Annotated in this window: 16 protein-coding genes and 1 pseudogene; 3 read left to right on the top strand and 14 right to left on the bottom strand. The window is 47.1% G+C overall.

What is annotated here, in order from left to right:
- Positions 1-2: 2 nt before the first annotated feature.
- The 6 genes from ASG81_RS07910 to ASG81_RS07885 form a co-directional block, all read right to left on the bottom strand.
- The gene (locus ASG81_RS07910; RefSeq protein WP_056631549.1) at positions 3-2,441 is read right to left on the bottom strand and encodes a FecR family protein; all 2,439 of its coding nucleotides are present in this window, start codon (positions 2,439-2,441) and stop codon (positions 3-5) included.
- A complete protein-coding gene (locus tag ASG81_RS07905; RefSeq protein WP_056631546.1) occupies positions 2,438-4,201 on the bottom strand; it encodes a CHASE2 domain-containing protein in 1,764 nt (587 codons plus the stop codon). The genes ASG81_RS07910 and ASG81_RS07905 overlap by 4 nt, the downstream gene beginning before the upstream one ends.
- Before the next feature lie 260 nt (positions 4,202-4,461).
- Complete coding sequence (locus ASG81_RS07900) at positions 4,462-5,283, bottom strand: carbohydrate ABC transporter permease (protein ID WP_056631543.1); 822 nt, start codon at positions 5,281-5,283, stop codon at positions 4,462-4,464.
- The gene (locus ASG81_RS07895) at positions 5,283-6,149 is read right to left on the bottom strand and encodes a carbohydrate ABC transporter permease (protein WP_442952835.1); all 867 of its coding nucleotides are present in this window, start codon (positions 6,147-6,149) and stop codon (positions 5,283-5,285) included. The genes ASG81_RS07900 and ASG81_RS07895 overlap by 1 nt, the downstream gene beginning before the upstream one ends.
- A gap of 88 nt (positions 6,150-6,237) precedes the next feature.
- Positions 6,238-7,470: an ABC transporter substrate-binding protein gene (locus ASG81_RS07890; protein WP_056631534.1), complete on the bottom strand. Its 1,233-nt coding sequence runs from the start codon at positions 7,468-7,470 to the stop codon at positions 6,238-6,240.
- A gap of 169 nt (positions 7,471-7,639) precedes the next feature.
- Positions 7,640-8,674, bottom strand: a complete 1,035-nt coding sequence (locus tag ASG81_RS07885) for a LacI family DNA-binding transcriptional regulator (RefSeq protein WP_056631530.1) — start codon at positions 8,672-8,674, stop codon at positions 7,640-7,642.
- A 280-nt stretch (positions 8,675-8,954) separates the two neighbouring features.
- Between ASG81_RS07885 and ASG81_RS07880 the strand changes: the two genes are divergently transcribed.
- Positions 8,955-9,377, top strand: coding sequence for a DUF4395 domain-containing protein (locus ASG81_RS07880; protein ID WP_056631525.1), 423 nt, complete (start codon positions 8,955-8,957; stop codon positions 9,375-9,377).
- A gap of 29 nt (positions 9,378-9,406) precedes the next feature.
- Here ASG81_RS07880 and ASG81_RS07875 read toward each other — a convergent pair whose 3' ends face one another.
- The 6 genes and pseudogenes from ASG81_RS07875 to ASG81_RS07850 all read right to left on the bottom strand — a co-directional run bounded on the left by ASG81_RS07875 (position 9,407) and on the right by ASG81_RS07850 (position 15,486).
- A complete protein-coding gene (locus ASG81_RS07875; protein WP_442952834.1) occupies positions 9,407-10,387 on the bottom strand; it encodes a FecCD family ABC transporter permease in 981 nt (326 codons plus the stop codon).
- 5 nt (positions 10,388-10,392) lie between these two features.
- On the bottom strand, positions 10,393-11,412 hold the full coding sequence (locus ASG81_RS07870) for a FecCD family ABC transporter permease (protein WP_056631518.1): 1,020 nt from the start codon (positions 11,410-11,412) through the stop codon (positions 10,393-10,395).
- A gap of 217 nt (positions 11,413-11,629) precedes the next feature.
- Positions 11,630-12,394, bottom strand: coding sequence for an ABC transporter substrate-binding protein (locus tag ASG81_RS07865; RefSeq protein WP_327205151.1), 765 nt, complete (start codon positions 12,392-12,394; stop codon positions 11,630-11,632).
- Between the two features lie 108 nt (positions 12,395-12,502).
- Complete coding sequence (locus ASG81_RS07860) at positions 12,503-13,306, bottom strand: AraC family transcriptional regulator (protein ID WP_056631515.1); 804 nt, start codon at positions 13,304-13,306, stop codon at positions 12,503-12,505.
- 19 nt (positions 13,307-13,325) lie between these two features.
- Positions 13,326-14,310: pseudogene (locus ASG81_RS07855) on the bottom strand (oxidoreductase).
- A gap of 342 nt (positions 14,311-14,652) precedes the next feature.
- Positions 14,653-15,486 (bottom strand): protein-glutamine gamma-glutamyltransferase, encoded by an 834-nt coding sequence (locus ASG81_RS07850; protein WP_056631509.1) that lies wholly within the window; start codon positions 15,484-15,486, stop codon positions 14,653-14,655.
- A 201-nt stretch (positions 15,487-15,687) separates the two neighbouring features.
- On the opposite strand from ASG81_RS07850, the gene ASG81_RS07845 reads away from it, so the two are divergent.
- Positions 15,688-16,353 (top strand): SIMPL domain-containing protein, encoded by a 666-nt coding sequence (locus ASG81_RS07845; RefSeq protein WP_056631506.1) that lies wholly within the window; start codon positions 15,688-15,690, stop codon positions 16,351-16,353.
- Between the two features lie 137 nt (positions 16,354-16,490).
- Here ASG81_RS07845 and ASG81_RS07840 read toward each other — a convergent pair whose 3' ends face one another.
- Together ASG81_RS07840 and ASG81_RS07835 are read right to left on the bottom strand one after the other, a co-directional pair.
- The gene (locus ASG81_RS07840; RefSeq protein WP_056631500.1) at positions 16,491-17,276 is read right to left on the bottom strand and encodes a Cof-type HAD-IIB family hydrolase; all 786 of its coding nucleotides are present in this window, start codon (positions 17,274-17,276) and stop codon (positions 16,491-16,493) included.
- A gap of 151 nt (positions 17,277-17,427) precedes the next feature.
- Positions 17,428-17,877 carry an SRPBCC family protein gene (locus tag ASG81_RS07835; protein WP_056631499.1) on the bottom strand — a complete coding sequence of 150 codons (450 nt, stop codon included), beginning with the start codon at positions 17,875-17,877 and terminating at the stop codon, positions 17,428-17,430.
- Positions 17,878-18,003: 126 nt separating this feature from the next.
- Here ASG81_RS07835 and ASG81_RS07830 point away from each other — a divergent pair, with 126 nt between their 5' ends.
- Positions 18,004-18,810 (top strand): helix-turn-helix domain-containing protein, encoded by an 807-nt coding sequence (locus tag ASG81_RS07830; protein ID WP_056631494.1) that lies wholly within the window; start codon positions 18,004-18,006, stop codon positions 18,808-18,810.
- The last annotated feature ends 47 nt before the right edge of the window (positions 18,811-18,857 follow it).

Here is an 18,857-nt window from a genome sequence, read left to right as displayed (position 1 = left end):
GATCATTGAAGTTGTGAATAGACCATGATTTCTATGTAAAGCACATCTATTTGTTCTTCGTCTTTTATGATTGGAATAATGAGCCAATATGGCGTTAACACTGCAGCTTCATTACTAAAATAAGCCCCTTTGAGCGTCAGCTTCGCTAAATGCCCAACCCTGGTTAGCTCATACCCCTTGTCTAAATCAGGAGGAGACTCATACCCGCTGCAAGAGTTATCGACCCAATCACAAGCCTGAAGCAAAGTTATATTCCCTATTTCATTTCCGCGGCTATTAATCATAATTTCTACGTCATCTGATACGGGTGACTTATGAATGAATCTGACGGTGTTCTTTGACAGCTCAGACCGATACATGTAATTAAAAAATTGAGGTGCTTCTTGCATATCCTTAGTATCTGCATTGAGCAACAAATTTGGATTTACATTTACGTATACTAGCGAGCCGTATTCAACAGCATCCTCCAATGTAACTATGAGCCGCGCCCTATCATTGCCATCAATGACTACATTCAAAATATTAACAGCGTTAAACGGCGGATAAGCCGTGTCTCCGTCTTCATTTTCCCCGTTAAAAGGATCTGTCGTCAAAACTGGAACTTCAGTTCGAATGTTATAAACACTGACAGTTATTAAATCCTCCAGATTGGACGAAATGAAAGGCAGCATCAAACTCGTGCTAAATGGCAGTATTAAGGTATGATCATCCGTCATTTGCGCCTGATAGCTCAGCGCGACAGGAGGATTAAACTGCCTTACGTTTATATGAATATCTACATGGCCATCAATCTCAAGGCCATTATCATCTTTAAAATTAAGGCGCACTTGGTATAAAGCGGGTTCAAGCCTTTTAAAATAGGATGTATTCAGGCTAACTTCCGCTCTATTCTCGATCATGCTTAATAATAAAATCCCATTCCCATTATGGATAACGTTTGGATAACATTCTGAATCTACTTCGCCTCCTTCTTGCGTTTCCTCTCCTTCATTCCCATCACCGGGACAAACTTTGCTTATCGTAATGTCAGGCGAGTTATCCATTTCAGGAACTAGCGGTATATGATAGCCGAGTGTAGAAAACGACAGATTCTGGTAGCTGTCCGCCGCATCTGCCTCATGTATAAACTCGAGCGGTATCGTTTCCTGATCGAACTTAAATGTAAACCCTTGGCCTGACCGCTCGCTTGCCGTTACCTGATCCTCGATTTGAATATCGTTTGTTTCCGCATTTTTCAATTTGCCCTCGCGAATCGTTATACGGATTTTAGAGCCATACGGAACGGCCTGCGATAAGGTAACCACTAATCGGTTGGAATGGTGAAGATCACGTTTAACCGTCTCAACCATACTCTTGTTTTCAATGAATGCACCCGCATTTTCCTGATAGACCTCAAATTTAACGACCTGTGATCCATCGGCAGGGAATGCCGAATTCGCGCCATTGTAAGCAAGTGTTGCCGTAAACGGCAAAACAAAATTTTTATCATTTATGATGTATGAACTAAGATTGCCGTAAAATGCAGTGACGTCTAGTTCAGGCGGATTCGGAATGGCAGTTGGTGTTGCTGTTGGAGATACCGTTGGTATCGGCGTCACCGTTGGCGTTGCTGTCGGCGTCGGTGTCACTGAATTACCGCCATCGCTCGATTGTCCCTCTTTATCCTCGTATACGATGCCCGAGCTGGATTGCGAGCTTCCGCTATTAGTAGAAACTTCCGCAGCTTCCACCTCTGTTTTCGTTTCGATTACTTGTTTTACTTGATTAATTAAATTTTTATCGGCTTCAGGATCCTTCTCGAGCAGCTGAACATAATGCTCCAAGCCCACAAGCGGAAGGTCGCGATAATCGAGCTTTTCTTTGCCGCCTGTTCCCTCTTCGTTTAATTGCAGCTGCTCATTGGGTGTAACGGTCGTCTCATCCTGCAGTCCCTCACCGTATTTGGTCTTCACAGCGCCTTCAAAAACGCCGACGTAGCTTTCTTCATTTTCATATTTAACGGTAAAATCCGTCCCCATAACGCCCATAATGGCGGTCGGCGTTTCGATCTCAAACCTGGAGTCGCCGTCCAGCTTCTTCTTAATGGAAACGAGCACCTTGCCCTTTAGCAGACTGAGGCTTGTCTTCCCGCCCAGCGCCTTGGCGCTCTTAACCAGCTCGCTGACGACAAGCGTCGTATTGGTGCCGATCGTCACCTCTTTGTCGCTATCCAAATCCATCTTAACCTTGCCGTCGCTGCCGGTCATAATGGTATCGCCTTGCGTGATGGCCATCCCTTTAAAAGCATTAAATTTTTTGAAGCCGCCGCCTTTTTTCACTTCCGCTTTGCCTGTAACGGCCGTCATTTTGCCCGCTTTGCCAGTATCCTTCGCAAAAACGGAAGTCGGCAAAATGAGCACCATGACAAGCAAAGTGACGAAAAACAGCTTTAAAGTCTTCAATTTAATCCCTCCAATTCATAAATAGTAATGCCCTGCTCTTTCCCTTTCACTTTGATCTCGCCAAGAGAACCGGCCTTGATTCGATCCTTTACCGCCTGATAAACTGCATCGCTCAAAATAATTTGCCCCGGCTTCGCATTACTCTCCAGCCTAGCAGCCGTATTCACGGTGTCGCCGATTGCGGTATAGTCCATCCGGCTCTTCGAGCCAATGTTGCCGAAGACGGCAGAGCCCGTATGAATCCCAAGGCCGAACTTAACGCCAAAGCCGAACCGTTCGACCAGCTTGCGCTCGAGCGCAGCCGAGCCTTCCTTCATCGCCCAAGCCGCTTCCACAGCCCGCATCGGATGATCCTTCAGAAGCAGCGGCGCGTTAAAAATCGCCATCGCCGCATCCCCGATAAACTTGTCCAGCGTCCCGTCGTGCTTAAAGATGCAGTTGGCTGCAAGATCGAGATACTCATTCAATATTTCTACGATTTCCTCCGGCTCCGCCCGCTCCGAGAGCGGCGTAAAGCCGCGGATATCGACGAACAAAACGGTTAGCTTCCGGCGTGTTCCGCCAAGCTTCAAGCCTTCCTCGCCATTTTTCAAAATCTGGTTCACGACCTCCGGAGCAACGTACCTGCCGAATATGTCCGTCACCCTGCGGCGCTCCAGCAGCTCCTCCATATAATGAAAGCCAACGACGACGATACAGCTGACGATGAGCAAAGGAACCACATAGCCAATCGAGATGATTAGACCATTGTCGTATAGATAACTGCTCCCTAATATAAAAGAAGCAATGATTGCCGCAACGGCCATGAAGGAAATGACCATGTTCCACCTTCGAAACAGGAAGCAGGCAAGCGCCGCCGCCAGCAGCAAAATAAGCGCATTCCATTTCCAATCAAGCTCATGCTTCAGATCCCCTTCGAGCAGCGCCTGAATGATGTTCGCATGTATCTCCACCCCATACATCGGGCTCTTCACCTGCAGCGGCGTAAGGTAATCATCTTTAAATCCTGTTGCGTAAGGGCCAACCAGCACGATTCTATCCTTAAAATAATCCGCAGGCACCTCTCCGCTAAGAACAGCGGAATACGGAATGGCTTCATACTGTCCCGGCCGTCCCGTGTACGGGATATGAAACCGGCCAAACGCATCGAGCGGAAGCATATCCGCATTAGCGGACCTGCCCATGCGTTCCATGAACATCCGGTAAACAACCCAAGAAAAGCTCTCTACCCGCTCGCCTTTATCCGTAAAGCTATATAAGGAATTACGCACGACACGGTCGCGATCCGGTATCGTGTTGATGTGCCCGACCGCTGCGGCCGCTTCCTTTAGCGCCGGGAATGGATCCGACATGTCCAGCGCTTCAATCGCGCCTTGCTTCGCAGACGGAGCGAACGTTCCATACACAGGCATGACAACATTGCCCGCATTCGCTGCTGCGGCGATCAACGCCTCATCCGATGATGTGTCATCTGCCGAGGGTACGGGAAAGGTTACGTCAAACGCAATAACCGCAGGCTTCCCTTCGGCGAGCATATCGATGAGCTGGGCATGAACGCTGCGGTTCCAAGGCCAGCTTCCAAATTCGTTTACGCTTTCATCATCGATGGCAATTATAGCGATCCGGGTATCCGCAGCGCTCTCCTTCTGCATAAACCGATCCTGGAAAAAATAGTCCATCGTATCGAGCGTCCCTTTATACATGAGGAACACGGCCACCGCCGTTAGCAAAGCAATCATATGTACAAGCTTAATTCGCACAATATCCCCCTATTCACTTTCTATTTTGCTTCACAGGCCAATCGACCTATCATTAGAAAAATTAGTTCTCAAGTTATATGCGTCTATTATATATGAAAAGTGAAAATAGTAGATAAGATGTCGAAATTTATATATAAATATTTTATTTTCGGATCTTTCCGCCGGCTGATTCCATACACAGCAAAAAACCGCCTTAGCGCAAGGCGGTTTTTTGACGCGGTGGCGCCGCATGGATTCGGATGCTTGAGGAGGCCTCATTCTTATTTCACAGCACCGCGTGTAACGCCGCTAATAATCCATTTTTGCGCAACGAGATAAACAATCAACATTGGAGCCATACCCATTAAGTATGACGCAAAAGCATAATTTGTGTCTTGACCAAATTTCGATTGGAAAATAAATTGTGCGAGCGGCAGAGTAGCCTGCGACTCTTGATCCAACATAATGAGCGGCAGTAAAAAGTCGTTCCAAGCCCAAACCGTTGTAATAATTGCAACCGTAGCATTAATTGGCGCAAGCAGCGGGAAAATAACTTTCCAAAACGTTTGCCATATGGAAGCACCGTCCACGATCGCCGCTTCTTCAAGCTCTTGCGGCAGGCTTCGCAAATAACCGACATAAAGCAAAACGTTAAAGGATAATCCGTACACAATATATAGAACAATTAATCCATATAAATTATCCATATTAAATTTGGCTGTCAGTTTCACAACAGGCAGCATGATAATGGGAAACGGCACAAACATTGCGCTTACGAAATAGAAATAAAGGCTTTTGTAAAATTTACGATCGAAGTTTTTCTTAATCCCATACGCAACAAAAGAGTTTGTCAGCAAGGTTAGGAAAACCGTAATTACGGTAATTAACGCGCTGTTACGGAACTTTTGCCAATAGTTCACCTTCTCCGCGGCAATACGGAAATTATCCAAGCTCCACAGCTCTGGAAAAGCGAGCACGCTTTTTGCGATTTCTTCCGTATTTTTTACGGCTAACATAATCGTCATATATAAAGGAAACAAAAGAAATACTGATCCCAGCGCAAGAAAAATGGTCGCAAACCAATTGGCCCGGTTTAATCGCATTATAGATTCATCTCCCTCTTTTGAAGATATTTAAGCTGAATGAACGATATCATCACGATGACTACAAAATAAATGACGGCATTTGCTGATTGGAATGCGAATTCCGTACCTGAGAAGCCATCTCTGTAAATGAGCAGTGCGATCGAACGGGTTACCCCGAAAGGCCCGCCCCCTGTGAGTGCCAGCACTTGATCGAAAACTTGTAAAAAACCCTTCAGAGAAAGAACCATATTTATCGTGAAAAAAGGGGCAATAAGAGGAAACGTTATACTCCAAAATTCTTTCCACTTGTTAGCGCCGTCAAGCGCGGAGGCTTCATATAAATCTTCCGAAATCGTTTGTAAACCCGCTAAGTAAAGCACCGTGTTAAATGCCGAGGAATGCCATACTGTAACAAAGACAATGGCTAGCCACGCGCCTTTTTCGTTTCCTAATGGATTAACCATCCATTTCTCAATACCTAACCATTCCATGATATCAATCCAAAAGTTCGCAAAGAAATAGTTGAAGATATAGGCAACAATTAACATGCTTAAAATATACGGCATGAAGTAAAGGCCTTTGAAAAAGTTTTTGAACTTGATTCTGCTGTTTAACGCAACGGCTGCTGATAAACTTACAATATTCACAATAACTGTCGTTACAATTGCAAATTTAAATGTGAATAAATAAGCATCTAAAACATCCTTATCTTTAAAAACGTTAATAAAGTTTTTAAGTCCTATCAGTTCATACGTAGGCCGAAGGCCATTCCAGTCTGTGAAACTGTAGAATATACCCATTAATGCTGGTGTTGTATGGAATAAAAAAAACAATAAAGTGGCTGGTACGACCATTAATAAATAGGTCCCTCTATTTTTTTTCACCATGCATCCTCCTTCTCCAGATTAAACAAAGAGATGAAAAGCGACTGAATGCTTTTCATCCCTTTATCACTTCCCGATTTGATATAGATTAGCGATTCGCTAATTTGTCGTACTCTTCATCCATTTTTTTCAATGCTGCATCAATGTCTTTCTTTTGCATCAGTTCTTGAACGATTATGCCAAGGTCCATACCGTTGATGTAGTGATCTGGAAAGTCAGCAATACGGCCTTCTTCAAATACAGGCTTAAGGTCACTGTAGTATTCTTCGTTTTGAAAAACACCTTCAATGGCGGAGAAAGATTTTTGCTCATTTGTATATTGTTGGGCGTTTTCGGTTTGAATCAAAAATTCAATGAATTTCTTAGCCTCTTCCGGGTGTTTGGATGTTGCAGATATAGCGAACAATGCATCAACACCGGATACAAGAAGATTTTTGGATTTGTCGTTGGATACAGGATATGGGAATACACCAAGCTTGATTTCTGGGTTGGCTTTCAAGATTTCCGGAATTGACCATACACCTTGCAGATACATCACAGACGCGCCTTTAGCGAATGCTGTGTTACCCTCAGTATATCCATCAGTGAAACGGTCTCCGGGTTGACCGTTTTGCATAAATGCAAGGTATTGAGTCATTAGTTCTTTATGAGCTGCTGCGAAAGTTGTAGATCCTGCTGCTCTATCCGCGTAGAAGTCAGCCGGCTGCAAAGAAGCGGTAAAAACATTCCATGCGGGAAGCGCTGTCCAAGCATCTTTAAAAGTTAAATGGAACGGAACTTTACCTGCAGCTTTAATCGCAGCTAAAACGTTATCCATTTCGTCTTTTGTAGTTGGAACAGACAAGCCAAGCGCTTCAAATTCACCCTTGTTGTAGATGATGCCGTTCGCATTCGCAGCGAAAGGAACACCGTAAAGCTCGTCAGTGCCTGTAATCAACTTCAAAGTTGTTTTATAGCCTTCGATGACAGAAGATTGAACAGAGTAGTCCGTCAAATCTGCAAGGATATCATTTAGGGCTAGGTCAGCAAATTGTGCATCGCCGCCTGTTGAAATGATATCCGGCACATCGCCTTTCGCTACCCGTGTTTTAAGAACAGTTGCTGATTCAGGAACGTTTGTCTGGACAATGTCGATACCAGGATTAGCCGCCTCGAATTTCGCGATCAATGCGTCATAAGTTGCAACCGCTTCTGATTTATATTGAAAAAACTCAACTTTTACTTTTCCGTTGCTGCTGGAACCTTCTTCTTTGCTGCCGCATGCAGTTACAATAGATACGGCTAATGCTAATGCAAGAGTAAGAGAAAATGCCTTTTTCATTGAATGGTCCCCCCGATTCATGTAGGTGTTGGATAATAACTGTTTTTTTGATACAATAAAGCTGGCTTTTTTACCTAAAGCGCCTAGTCATTGCCGTGGCTAGGTTTTTTCCTCTTTCACATTTCTCCACAAACCACCTCCTTAACAGAATAAACAAGTGTTAAATCTGTTAAATCTTCTTGTTCACGCTGCTGCTTTCTCTAACGACTAATTGAGTTCCAACAATCGAATGAATTCTTGCTTCCCGGCCGTTCAATCTTTCAAACAGAAGCTGAGCGGCTGTTTTTCCGATTTGCTCCGGGAAAATATTCACCGTTGATAATGGAGGATTCATAAAAGCGGTTATTTCAATGTCATCAAAACCAACGAGAGCCATATCTTCCGGCACATGAACGCCTTCCTCTTGAAGTGCTTTTAAAGCGCCGATAGCCATTGGATCACTCGCTATAAAACATGCGGTAGGCCGAATCGGGCCAGCTAAAATCTCTTTCATTGCTTCATAGCCTGTCGCAGGATTCCAATAGGCTCTCTTGACAAATTCAGGCCTTAACAGCTTCAGCTCCGTCATCATTTCATTGAAATAAACAGTTAGCGGATCATTAATCATTTTCGCTGGTTCAGAGCGGTTAAGTCTGTCTAAGTGATGTGTTCCTCCAATAAATCCAATGGAAGTGTGAGCGGATGAAGTAAGGTGATCCAATACCGTCTCTACGGTTTGTTTGAAACCAATGCTTACCAGATCATATTTTTTATTCTCTATCGTGTTGTTGACAAACACGATTTTGGTATGCTCAGATACGCTGGCTTCGATGTCTTCTATCGAAATTGTTCCAAGAACAATAAGACCATCCAAATTTCTCAACGCATTTTGATCGACGGAATTATTGCGGATTACCTTGCCCACTTTAATGCCAAGCTGCTCGCAATGAGATTCCACCCAAGTTCTAATCAACGCCAACGTCGGATCGCCTTTTTCATCTTCTTCTGAGGATATCGTCAGAAATCCGACTTTCTTGCTAAGCATCTCGCTTTCGATTTTCATGCGTCTCAATCGGGATGGCTTATACTGCATTTCTCTAGCGATCGTAAATATTCGATTGCGAGTTTCATTGCTCACAGCCAGAGTGGGATCATTATTAATGACGCGGGAAACCGTCGCCGTTGATACCTTAGCACGATCGGCTATATCTTTAATAGTTGTCATAGATAACCACCTCAATATTTAGTTAATTTATTAACTAAATTTCTGTAATCAAATTGTAACACAGATACGAAAACGTTCTCAAGTTTTTTATTTTTCCTTATTTGTCTGTGCAAACGGCGTTTCTAACGCAGGCGCTGCACGAAGCTGAAGTAGCAGAAACGCAAAAATCCACAACCTAATGGATTGTGGGGTTTTGAAATGCATAAAATATATTGCCAAATCACCTGCGATTCACTACTATTAAATTTAATAAATCCAATAAGGAAAGTAGGTTTTTAAAATGAAGGAGATTCCGATTCCATACGTCCGCAGTAATCAGGTCGGCATCGTCACCGTGCTCCTCATCGCGATTACCTTTCAATTGCCTTGGCTCATCGCTGCGCTGTGGATCATTCAGGCCGCTGGGCTTATCTTCGGTCTGAAGGCAAATTTGTTTATTATGGCGGCCCGTCCATTTCTCGCCCGCCAAGCAGCTTCAGCCAGAACCGAAACAGCCGAGCTGCAGCGCTTCAACAACTCACTCGGCGTAGGCTTTCTCACCTGTTCATTGCTTAGCTTTGCGCTCGGCTGGTCTGTTGCCGGGTATATCTTCGCCGGCATGATGGGAGCCGCCGCTCTAGGCGCCATACTCGGCTATTGCATCGGCTGCACCATCTATTTTCAATACAAGCAGTTCCGCGCACGGAGATTGAATCGGGGCTAACTGCCTTGCCTCCTGCTGCGGCCGCCGCTTTATCCATTGCGTACGCGGGCACGGCGCAATAAGTAAACAAAATAGGGAGCGCCGATAATGGCAGTCATAATACCAACTGATACCTCCCGCGGAATGATAAGCACGCGGCCTAAGCAGTCGCCAAGGAGCATAATATCGGCACCAATGAACGCCGCTAGCGGAATAAGCCATTGGTGCCTGCCGCCAACCAATAGTCTCGCGGTATGCGGAGCGATCAAGCCAACGAAGCCGATTGCTCCGACAGCCGCTACAGAAATCGCCGTAAGCGCAACAGCCAGCAGCAGCAGCCATAGCCGCTCCCGCACAATGTTCAGTCCAAGCGCCACGCTCCATTCATCCCCAAGCTGAAAAACGTTCAGCTTAGCGAAATTCCACCATGCGATAGGGAGCAATACGATGATCCACGGCAAAAGCATCAGCGCCTCGTCCCAGCCGCGTCCCCACAAGCTTCCCGACATCCACAGCAGCGCCATGTTAATGTCCGACGGGTTTTTTACAAGCAAATATTGAATGCCGGCCTGAAAGATCGCCCCGACCGCAATGCCGACCAAAGCGAAGGAGGCTGGCGTCAGCGTCATTCGTCTGCTCAATAAGAGCAGCAGGAAGAAGGAGAGCAGCGCACCGGCAAAAGCTGCTGCGGGAAGCGCATAGCCCGGCGCTCCCGGAAATACAAAGATGACCAAGGTTGCCGCGAAGCCCGCACCTTTCGTGATCCCAATTACGTCTGGACTTGCGAGCGGATTGCGAATGATGCTTTGCAAGATAACGCCCGCCACCGCCAGGCCAAAGCCGGCCAAAATGCCGACGGCGATTCGCGGCAGCCGATACTCCCGTACAATAAACGAGAAGGCGCTGTCCTTCGTCACTAAGCTAGCCCATAGCTCATGAAAGGGAACCGAGACGGCGCCTGCCCGAACCGAGAGCACAGATAAAATAAAAAGCAGTGCAAATGCAATAAGAAGAGGTCTGCTCTTACGCAGCAGCATTACCTTGCACCTCCTTTTTTCCGGGCTAAGTAAATGAAGAAGGGACCGCCGATAGCAGCTGTCACAATGCCTACTGGCGACTCATAGGGGAAGGCGATAAAGCGGCTAATGAAATCAGCATATAGCAGCAAGCTTCCGCCAAGCAGTGCCGTTAAGGGCACTAGGAGCACCAGTCGCCCGCCGACGAGCGCGCGTGCAATATGCGGAACGATCAGCCCGACGAAGCCTATAGGCCCGCAGATGGCAACTGCCGATCCAGCGAGAACAATGACAAGCAGCATGCATATCGCTTTGATAACGGCAACGCGTCCGCCTAAGCCAATCGCTACGGCATCGTCCATCGCCAGCAGCTTAATCGATGGAATCATAAGCATGAACACGGCAAAGCCTATCAAGGCAAATGGCGTAATCGTCCGCACTTCCGCCCATGAGGCATGATCGACCGAGCCAACGAGCCAGAACAGCATGCTTTCGGTAGAATGCTGATTCAAAATCGTAAGCCCCTCCGTCAACGAGGACAGCAGCAGCGAGACGGCAATACCCGCCAACGTGAGCTGAACATGCTGCTTCTGCTGTGATCCCGCTAATAGCCACACTAAGAAGACGCCCAATGCTGCACCTGCAAAGCCGAATAATACCGTATGGGTTAACGAGATGGCCGAGAACGTAATTAAAGCGACGACTACCGCCAGAGAAGCCCCCGCATGAATCCCTAATAAATGTGGTGAAGCTAACGGATTTCTAGTAATCAGCTGAGTCAGCAAGCCCGCTAACGCCAATTGAACGCCTACGAGAAGAGCCGTAAGCGTTCGTGGTAAACGGAGCGTTTGAATATACAAATGAGCTTTGTCCTTGCCCTGCCATGTTAACGCCTCCCATAGAGCAGGCCACGTGGTATGCGCTTGTCCCCATTTCAAGCTGCTGAGAAAACCGATCGCTAAAACCATAACCGACGCGAAAAACAGGAAGAGCAGAACCGGCTTGCGGTTCTGCTTCTGAAGCTCTGTTAGCTTAACCATGCTGTTACTCTCCTAAGTACGAGACGATGTCCTCGGCCATTCTTTCCGAACCGAGCAAGCCGCGAGATAAAGCCCAATTCCGTCTTTCCACGTTAAAGACATGCTCTGACTTCACCGCATCAAGCTCTTTCCAAAGCGGATTCGCTTCCCACTGGCTGATGATCGTCTCTTCCGTTGCAGGCAGCAGGAAGATCGCTTGCGGATTCGTCTCGACCAGCTACTCAAGACTTAGCTGCGGATAGGAATCCTCGCTCTTAACCGGATCCGTAAAGCCTAGGCTTGCCAAAAATGAACCGGTATACGAATGATCGGAATGCGCATAAAAGCCTTTAGGATTTACGACGGCCGGCAGCACACTTAAGCTGGCGTCTTTGATTTTCGCCTTGGCTTCATCCATTTTCGCCGCATGCTCCTCGAGCCGTTTCTGGCCATCCGCTTCTTTGCCGAGCGCCTTAGCAATGATTTTATAGTTCTCAAGCATTTGATTATAATCCGCTTGATGGTCATCCAGCACAAGCGTCGGCGCAATCGCATTCAGCTGCTCGTATACCGTTTTGTGATGATTCAAGTCCGCAATAATCAGGTCTGGCTTAAGCGAGCTAATAAGCTCAATGTTAGGCTCGTAACGCGAGCCAATGGAGGTGTAGTCCTTCAATTGCTCCTTCACCACATCCATAAACAATGCAGGATCGTCATCGTCAGCCACGCCAATCGGCTGAACGCCTAACGTCATAAGTGCGTCCGTGTAGCTAAACTCTAATACGATAATCCGCTCCGGCGCTTTCTCCAGCTCGATTTTGCCAAGTGCATGCTCGATAACCGTTTTGGAAGCGGATGGCGCGTTGGCCGGCGTCTCCGAAGCTTGACCCGCTTCTGCCGCTTGCTTTGAATCATTGTTAGCTGCGTTGCCGCAAGCGATTAGGCTTAATATAACGATGCTTAAAACGGTGAAGCTCAGTACGCGCTTAATACCTTGAAACATAATACTTGTTCCCCCTATAAATGAATATGATTATTATTCTCATTCACATTCTAAAGGTATACTTGTCATCCGACCATATCTTATCTTAAGATTGTACATGTCTTATTTTTAGATTTCAGCAACGCTTTTTTTGTAGGCAATCGGCGAACAGCCCACTTCTTTCTTAAACATCCTGCTAAAATAAAAATAATCGCTGAAGCCTGCTTTTTGCGCAATTTCCTTGGCTGTCAAATCGGTTTGCTGGAAAAGCTGCTTGGCCTTCTCAATTCGAAGCTTGCGCATATAGGTGGTCATCGTCGCGCCTGTATATTTTTTGAACAATACGGTAAAATGCCCCTCGCTCATTCCCGCGCGCATCGCGAGCATCGGCAGCGTGAGCATCAGCATATAATGCTCATTCATATAGGAAATTGTATCTTCTATCGCTTGCTCGGCTGACTTCTCCTCCTTCTTCATACCGGACTCATACAAATAGATGTACAAAACCCGCTCCAGCATGAGCCGCAGCCGGAAACGCTGAGCGACGTCCACCTCTTCCTCAGCAGATAAATCCGGCTCCATTATCCGCAGTATCTCATCAAGCATATAATGGATTTTGATCTCGCTGAATGTGCTGAGCGGCCCGTCCAAATTCCATTCTTGGCCTTCCGGGATCATACGGTAGGTGATCAGACCATACTCCGCCTCCCTCGTCTTCGGCACTTCAATGCTGTACATGCTCCTCTGCGGATGACAAGCATAGCCCTGCGTGCAGATGGCAGCGTCCTTTCCCTCTGTCGTGACCGTAACGTGGCCGCGCCGTATTATAAGGAGAGCATGCTGGCCTTCTTCAAGCTTAAGCTGATGTGACGTTTGATAAAGATGAACCTGATCCAGCCAAGGAATAAGCATAATAAGCTGCTGAAAATCCATATTTGTCTAACCCTTTCTTCTAGAGCTTAACAATCGTTCGACCCTTGGATTGCCCTTTTAACAAAACAGCTGTCTTCTCTATCACCTGTTCCAGTCCGATTTCCTCGCACAGCTCGTTCAATAGAGGAGGCTTATATACATCGGCTAACAGCTCCCATACCTTGCTCCGCTTCTCCATCAAGGCCATGACTGAATCGATGCCGATCAGCCGAACCCCTCTAATAATAAAAGGGAATACGGTCATCGAAAGCTCCGTGCCGCCCGTTAATCCGCACGCGGCCACGACGCCGCCATATTGGATTTTCGGCAGGATCGATGACAGCGTTTCGCCGCCGACACAATCGATCGCACCCGCCCACAGCTGCTTATCCAGCGTCCGCTTCGAATCGGCTGCGAGCTCCTCCCTTGCGAGGATTCGCTTCACGCCCAGCCCGAGCAAATATTGATGCTTGTCCGGCTTGCCGGTACTCGCCGCCACCTCGTAGCCGAGCTTTGCCGCAATCGCTAGCCACACTGCCTACGCCTCCCGTAGCTCCCGTGACCAGAATAGGGCCGTCCTCCGGACGAACTCCGTTTTGCTGAAGCTCGTACACGGAAAGAGCAGCCGTAAAGCCCGCCGTTCCAAGTATCATCGCTTCTTTCATCGATAAGCCCTGCGGCAGCTTGAGCACCCAATCCGCAGGCACCCGGGCATATTCGCTATATCCGCCGTAGTGGCTTACCCCCAGCCCGTAGCCGGTCGCCACCACCTGATCCCCTGCCCGGAACCGCTCATTTTGGCTGGAAACGACCGTACCTGCCAAATCGATACCCGGTATAAACGGATAGCTCTTTACGATGCCGCCGTTTGCCGTACAAGCTAACGCGTCCTTGTAATTTACACTGGAGTACGCAACCTGAATGAGCAGCTCGCCCTCCGGCAGATCTTTTATCTCTATGCGCTTCGTTTCTGCTATTATTTCGTTGTCGATTTTATTTATCACAAGCGCTTTAAATGATGACATAAGATTCCCCCCCATTTATAGGCTCAGAATAAAGCTGATTTTTAAATTCATTTACTGCCTTTACAGTTAATAACCTTAATGATGGATTCTATCCGCTAAATGCTCACCTATCAGGTTTATATTGCGCTTTCCGCAGCAGGCCGCTGCGTCGCAAAGCGTGTCTTCATCTTCTACAGTAACAGTTATGGCTGAAGATTGCGATATGCTCTTTGGATGCTCGATATAACCGCCCGGTGGAAGCACTAATCTCGTAAAATATCCCGATATCGATACAAAGAAACACCGGTAAGCGCAAGCCATTACGCTAGCGTTACGGGTGCTTCTAAGCTTATACGAATTTTTTCATAATACTTCTTTATAGATAAAGGTACCTGCTCCTATTTTTGCGACTATTCCATATTGCCTCTCCACGCTTTTAACGACCGGCTGAGCGTCGTCTCTCATCGTAAGGCTGCGCAAATATTCGAAATCAGGGGAAACGACCGAATCCTGCATGTATGCTGATATGATGCTTCCTCTCCTTCTCATCCGGTTCAGCCCGGCAACAATTTCCTGACCCGATTTAATACCGATGCCGTGCCCAAAATACAAATTGTCGTCCATCATGACGACGTTCTCGCCCTGCCACTCCGGCGTTCTCGGATCATAATCCGGATTTTTAAAATAAAGCACATCGCCGGGATACGCATTATAATTATTATAGGTCGTAATTAAGCGCAAATCGCGGTCAAACTGCCAGTCCCGCAGAAACAGGTTTTGGAAATAAGCATTAAACACCGCTCCGCCAACCGTATCGAGTACCGCCTTGTACAAAATAATAATGATTGCACCCGCGCATTCAAAGCCGTATAGACGACCATTTACGAAAATATCGTATATTCCGTCTGAGGGCCACACGCCTCGATTGAGCATGAAGCCGCCGTTTTCCGTTCTCGTCCAGTATCGCTCGTTACACCTTGATCTTGCAAAGGTTGCGAAGTTTGCCCCGCCCGCATACAGCGCCTTGGCAGCCTCCACGATATTCGTTCGCATTTTCAGCTCAAACTTAAACGCATCTTCAGAGGGATAGCGATAGACGACCCGGCTATTCTGCTTGTCTAGCAGCATCCTTCTCTCCAGCTCTGTCAGCGTGATCGGATTAAGCGCAAACGTATTACTACCCGCAACTAGTATCACCGTCGTTTTCCTCCATCTGGTCATTTTTCGATTAGGTTATTGTACGTGCAAAAAATTTTTTTGTGAGCAGTGATCCGATATAACCGTATATAGCCTCTTCTACTTTAAAATTAAGCAGCTGCCGTCCCAAATACGAATTATCGGGCTCATACGGCTCATATACATTAGATTTATAATCCTTTATGAGAAAGGAGTTTACTGATGTATAGTTATTCCTACGACAACGCGCCCGCTTCTATTCATTCAAAATGCCCCTTTACCATCGAAGTCCAGGGTGATGGAAAGGTTGAAGCAGCTCCTGACCAAGCAGTGGTCGTGCTGGGTGCCATAACGGAAGGACCTGTCCTGCAAACCGTCCAAAACGAAAATGCGCAACTCATTACCCATATTATTAAATCACTTTTAGAGCTGAATATTCCGAAGGAGAATGTACAAACGAATGATTTTCGGATTGAGATCCAATACGATTACAAGGACGGGGAGCAGATCTTTCGAGGCTACAAAGTGACCCATCTACTGCAAATCACAATCGAGAAAGTCGAGGAAACCGGCATCGTTATTGATACAGCCGTATCAAGCGGCGCTAATACCGTTACAAGCGTCCAGTTTACATTGGCAGATCCGGCACCTTACGAGAGCGAGGCGTTGTCGCTAGCCATTCGCAACGCCCGGCAAAAGGCCGAAACGATCGCAGCTGCACTCAGAGTCAATCTTGCCGCGGTTCCGAGCCAGGTTCAGGAGCTTCCTCGTGCGGCGGAACCGATTCCCTTCGCAGCCGCCCTGCAAATGCAAAGCGCTGCCACACCGATCGAACCCGGGCAGCTGACCATTGCCGCCTCGGTACGAGTGTGGTATTTATACGGGTGAGGAAGTTTCCTGCTGGAGGGATATCGTAAACGTTTTTCGGAACCTGCCACAACCGGACAGGCGAATTAAACACGCCGTGCGTAACAACAGAGAAAGCCCCGCCGAAACAAGAATGTTTCGGCGGGGCTTTCTCCTTTTTATACAGTTTGCAATAATAAACCTGCTTTTACTAAACCGTTCCGGATGCCCTGCTCGTCGACATGCGTTGTCACATAATTGGCGAATGGCAGCAGCTCGGGATGCGAGTTGCCCATGGCCACTCCGAAGCCGACTGTCTCCAGCATCTCTTTGTCGTTCAGACCATCACCGAATGCAACGGCATCGGCAGCCGTAAGGCCCAGTTTTTCCAGCAACGCTTCGATTCCCTGCGCCTTCGAGCCGCCGGCTGGAAGAACATCAATAGCCTGCGGATGCCAGCGAATGAGCTTCAACTCGGAATGCAGACCCTCATACAAGTGCTCCTCGTGACTCTCGCAATGAAGAAATACTTGATAGATCTCATCTGTCTTCCAAAACTCCGGATTGTAGCCCGGCAAATCAACCTTTAACGAATTAACCGATTCTATTATAAAAGGATGATCCTCTTTATCGGCGAAGAAGCTGTGCTCTCCTTCAAATACGAGACCGTGATTGTGTTCTGCGGCCGCCTTGACGAGCGCCTCCAGCCGGCTTTTCTCAATCTCGCGTTTATAAAGCGGAGTTCCCTTGTATACGACATAGCCGCCATTCAAGCATACGAATGATTCGATTCCAAGCTGCTCAGCGAGCTTCTTAATAAAATAAGGCGCTCTGCCCGTTGCGATAACCGGCTCAATGCCGCTTTCCTTCAGCTCGGCAATGGCTTTAATCGTATCCGCCGGTATTTCCTTCTGCTCATTGATTAACGTGCCGTCGATATCAAAAAAAACGATTTTATAGCCCATTCTGTCTTCTCCCCTATCCGTAGTTGCAGACATACCGCCTGTCCTTTTTATACAGTATAAAGAATCATGCTCAGAAAAGGAATCACTACCTGCAGATTATAAAGAAAAATAGCATCAGCGGCTGCCGATGCTATCTATTTCCCCCTAATGCTTACCAGCCAAAGTCTAAGCCTTTGCCTGTCTCGACATAGGTCTTCAGATTGCTAAGGATCATCCACCACTGGCTGTCGACCGTTTCCAGCGAAGGATGGTTTTCAGTAAACTTGTTATTGATCAGAGTAAGCTTGGTTGTCGCCCCGACTGCCTCTAACATAAAGGTGATCGTGGACTCCAGCTCCGCATGATTCGGTCTATACGAAGGGCCCGGATGCTCCAAAACGCTAAACATTTTATTCGGCTCATATGCTAAAATAGTACCGTAAACATGTACGGTCTCATCGCCTTCCGTACCGGGGCCAACATATTGGAAGGACGCTCCTGCTTCGAACGTAGAATGAATGACGCAGCCAAAAAACGTTTGACGCGTCCCTTCCGGCGATACAAACGCATCCCACACCTGCTCGGGCGCTGCACCGATATAAAACTCATATTTAAACTCCATGTGATACACTCCTTCTATCTTCTATTTTTAAGTAAGCTTCCATTTGTTTCTATCTGCAGTATAACGCTATTTGAATGGCTGGTATTGTAAAAACGCGACAAATCGGCCGATAGGAGAGATTTATATATGAAAGTAACGGACCAAAAGCGCAGCATGGGCATTTTACAGCTAAGCGAGGGCGAAAAAAAATTTCAGCTTACTCGCTATGCGCCTTCCGGGCCGCTCCAGCATTTCGTGAAGCACTACTGGATCGTAAGCTGGAATTTGGAAGGCCAAGCCCCTTATTTGCAGGACGTCGTTCCGAATCCTTGTGTCAATATGGTTATGGAAGACCATAGAAGCGGCATTTACGGCGTCGCCAGCCGCATGTATACGAAGAAAATAGAAGGCAAAGGGCAAGTGTTCGGCGTAAAATTTCAGCCCGGTGGGTTTTATCCCTTTATCAAATCGCCGCTTTCCATGCTTAAGGATCAAGCCCTGTCTATTGAATCTGTTTTCGGCATAAATGCAATAGACTACGAGCAGCAGCTTAAGTCCGAGACTGATCCGGCCGGCATGATCGCGCTAACGGAATCATTATTTTTGCAGCGTCTTCCAGGGCAGGATGGAGCAATTAAGGTCATTAATCAAATGATCGCACGTATTCTCGAGGATCCCGATCTGACCAGGGTGGAACAGCTATGCGGCTTATTCGATATAAACAAAAGAAAGCTCCAGCGCTTATTTAACCAGTACGTCGGAATTAGCCCTAAGTGGGTCATCAAGCTTTACCGGCTGCAAAATGCGGCTGAGGCCATGGATTCCGGCAGCCATCATGACCTGCTTAAGCTGTCTGCCGATCTCGGCTATTATGATCAATCGCATTTCATAAAAGACTTCAAATCCATTATCGGCAAAACGCCGGAAGAGTATGCCAAGTCAATATCCTTGTAGCTCGCCGGGCGGCTTGACTGTGGCCCGAAGCATCCTGTATATTGGTA

Origin of the sequence: Paenibacillus sp. Soil522 (assembly GCF_001428245.1) — a bacterium.
In the GTDB taxonomy this organism is placed as follows: domain Bacteria; phylum Bacillota; class Bacilli; order Paenibacillales; family Paenibacillaceae; genus Pristimantibacillus.
Note: the sequence above shows the minus strand (reverse complement) of the source record. Positions and strands in the feature narration are given on the sequence as shown.

What these genes read in the sequence shown, in the direction of transcription:
- ASG81_RS07900 (WP_056631543.1), bottom strand. Translation starts at nt 5,283, where the DNA reads ATGCGATTAAACCGGGCCAATTGGTTTGCGACCATTTTTCTTGCGCTG.
- ASG81_RS07890 (WP_056631534.1), bottom strand. Translation starts at nt 7,470, where the DNA reads ATGAAAAAGGCATTTTCTCTTACTCTTGCATTAGCATTAGCCGTATCT.
- ASG81_RS07885 (WP_056631530.1), bottom strand. Translation starts at nt 8,674, where the DNA reads ATGACAACTATTAAAGATATAGCCGATCGTGCTAAGGTATCAACGGCG.
- ASG81_RS07880 (WP_056631525.1), top strand. Translation starts at nt 8,955, where the DNA reads ATGAAGGAGATTCCGATTCCATACGTCCGCAGTAATCAGGTCGGCATC.
- ASG81_RS07870 (WP_056631518.1), bottom strand. Translation starts at nt 11,412, where the DNA reads ATGGTTAAGCTAACAGAGCTTCAGAAGCAGAACCGCAAGCCGGTTCTG.
- ASG81_RS07865 (WP_327205151.1), bottom strand. Translation starts at nt 12,394, where the DNA reads ATGTTTCAAGGTATTAAGCGCGTACTGAGCTTCACCGTTTTAAGCATC.
- ASG81_RS07860 (WP_056631515.1), bottom strand. Translation starts at nt 13,306, where the DNA reads ATGGATTTTCAGCAGCTTATTATGCTTATTCCTTGGCTGGATCAGGTT.
- ASG81_RS07845 (WP_056631506.1), top strand. Translation starts at nt 15,688, where the DNA reads ATGTATAGTTATTCCTACGACAACGCGCCCGCTTCTATTCATTCAAAA.
- ASG81_RS07840 (WP_056631500.1), bottom strand. Translation starts at nt 17,276, where the DNA reads ATGGGCTATAAAATCGTTTTTTTTGATATCGACGGCACGTTAATCAAT.
- ASG81_RS07835 (WP_056631499.1), bottom strand. Translation starts at nt 17,877, where the DNA reads ATGGAGTTTAAATATGAGTTTTATATCGGTGCAGCGCCCGAGCAGGTG.
- ASG81_RS07830 (WP_056631494.1), top strand. Translation starts at nt 18,004, where the DNA reads ATGAAAGTAACGGACCAAAAGCGCAGCATGGGCATTTTACAGCTAAGC.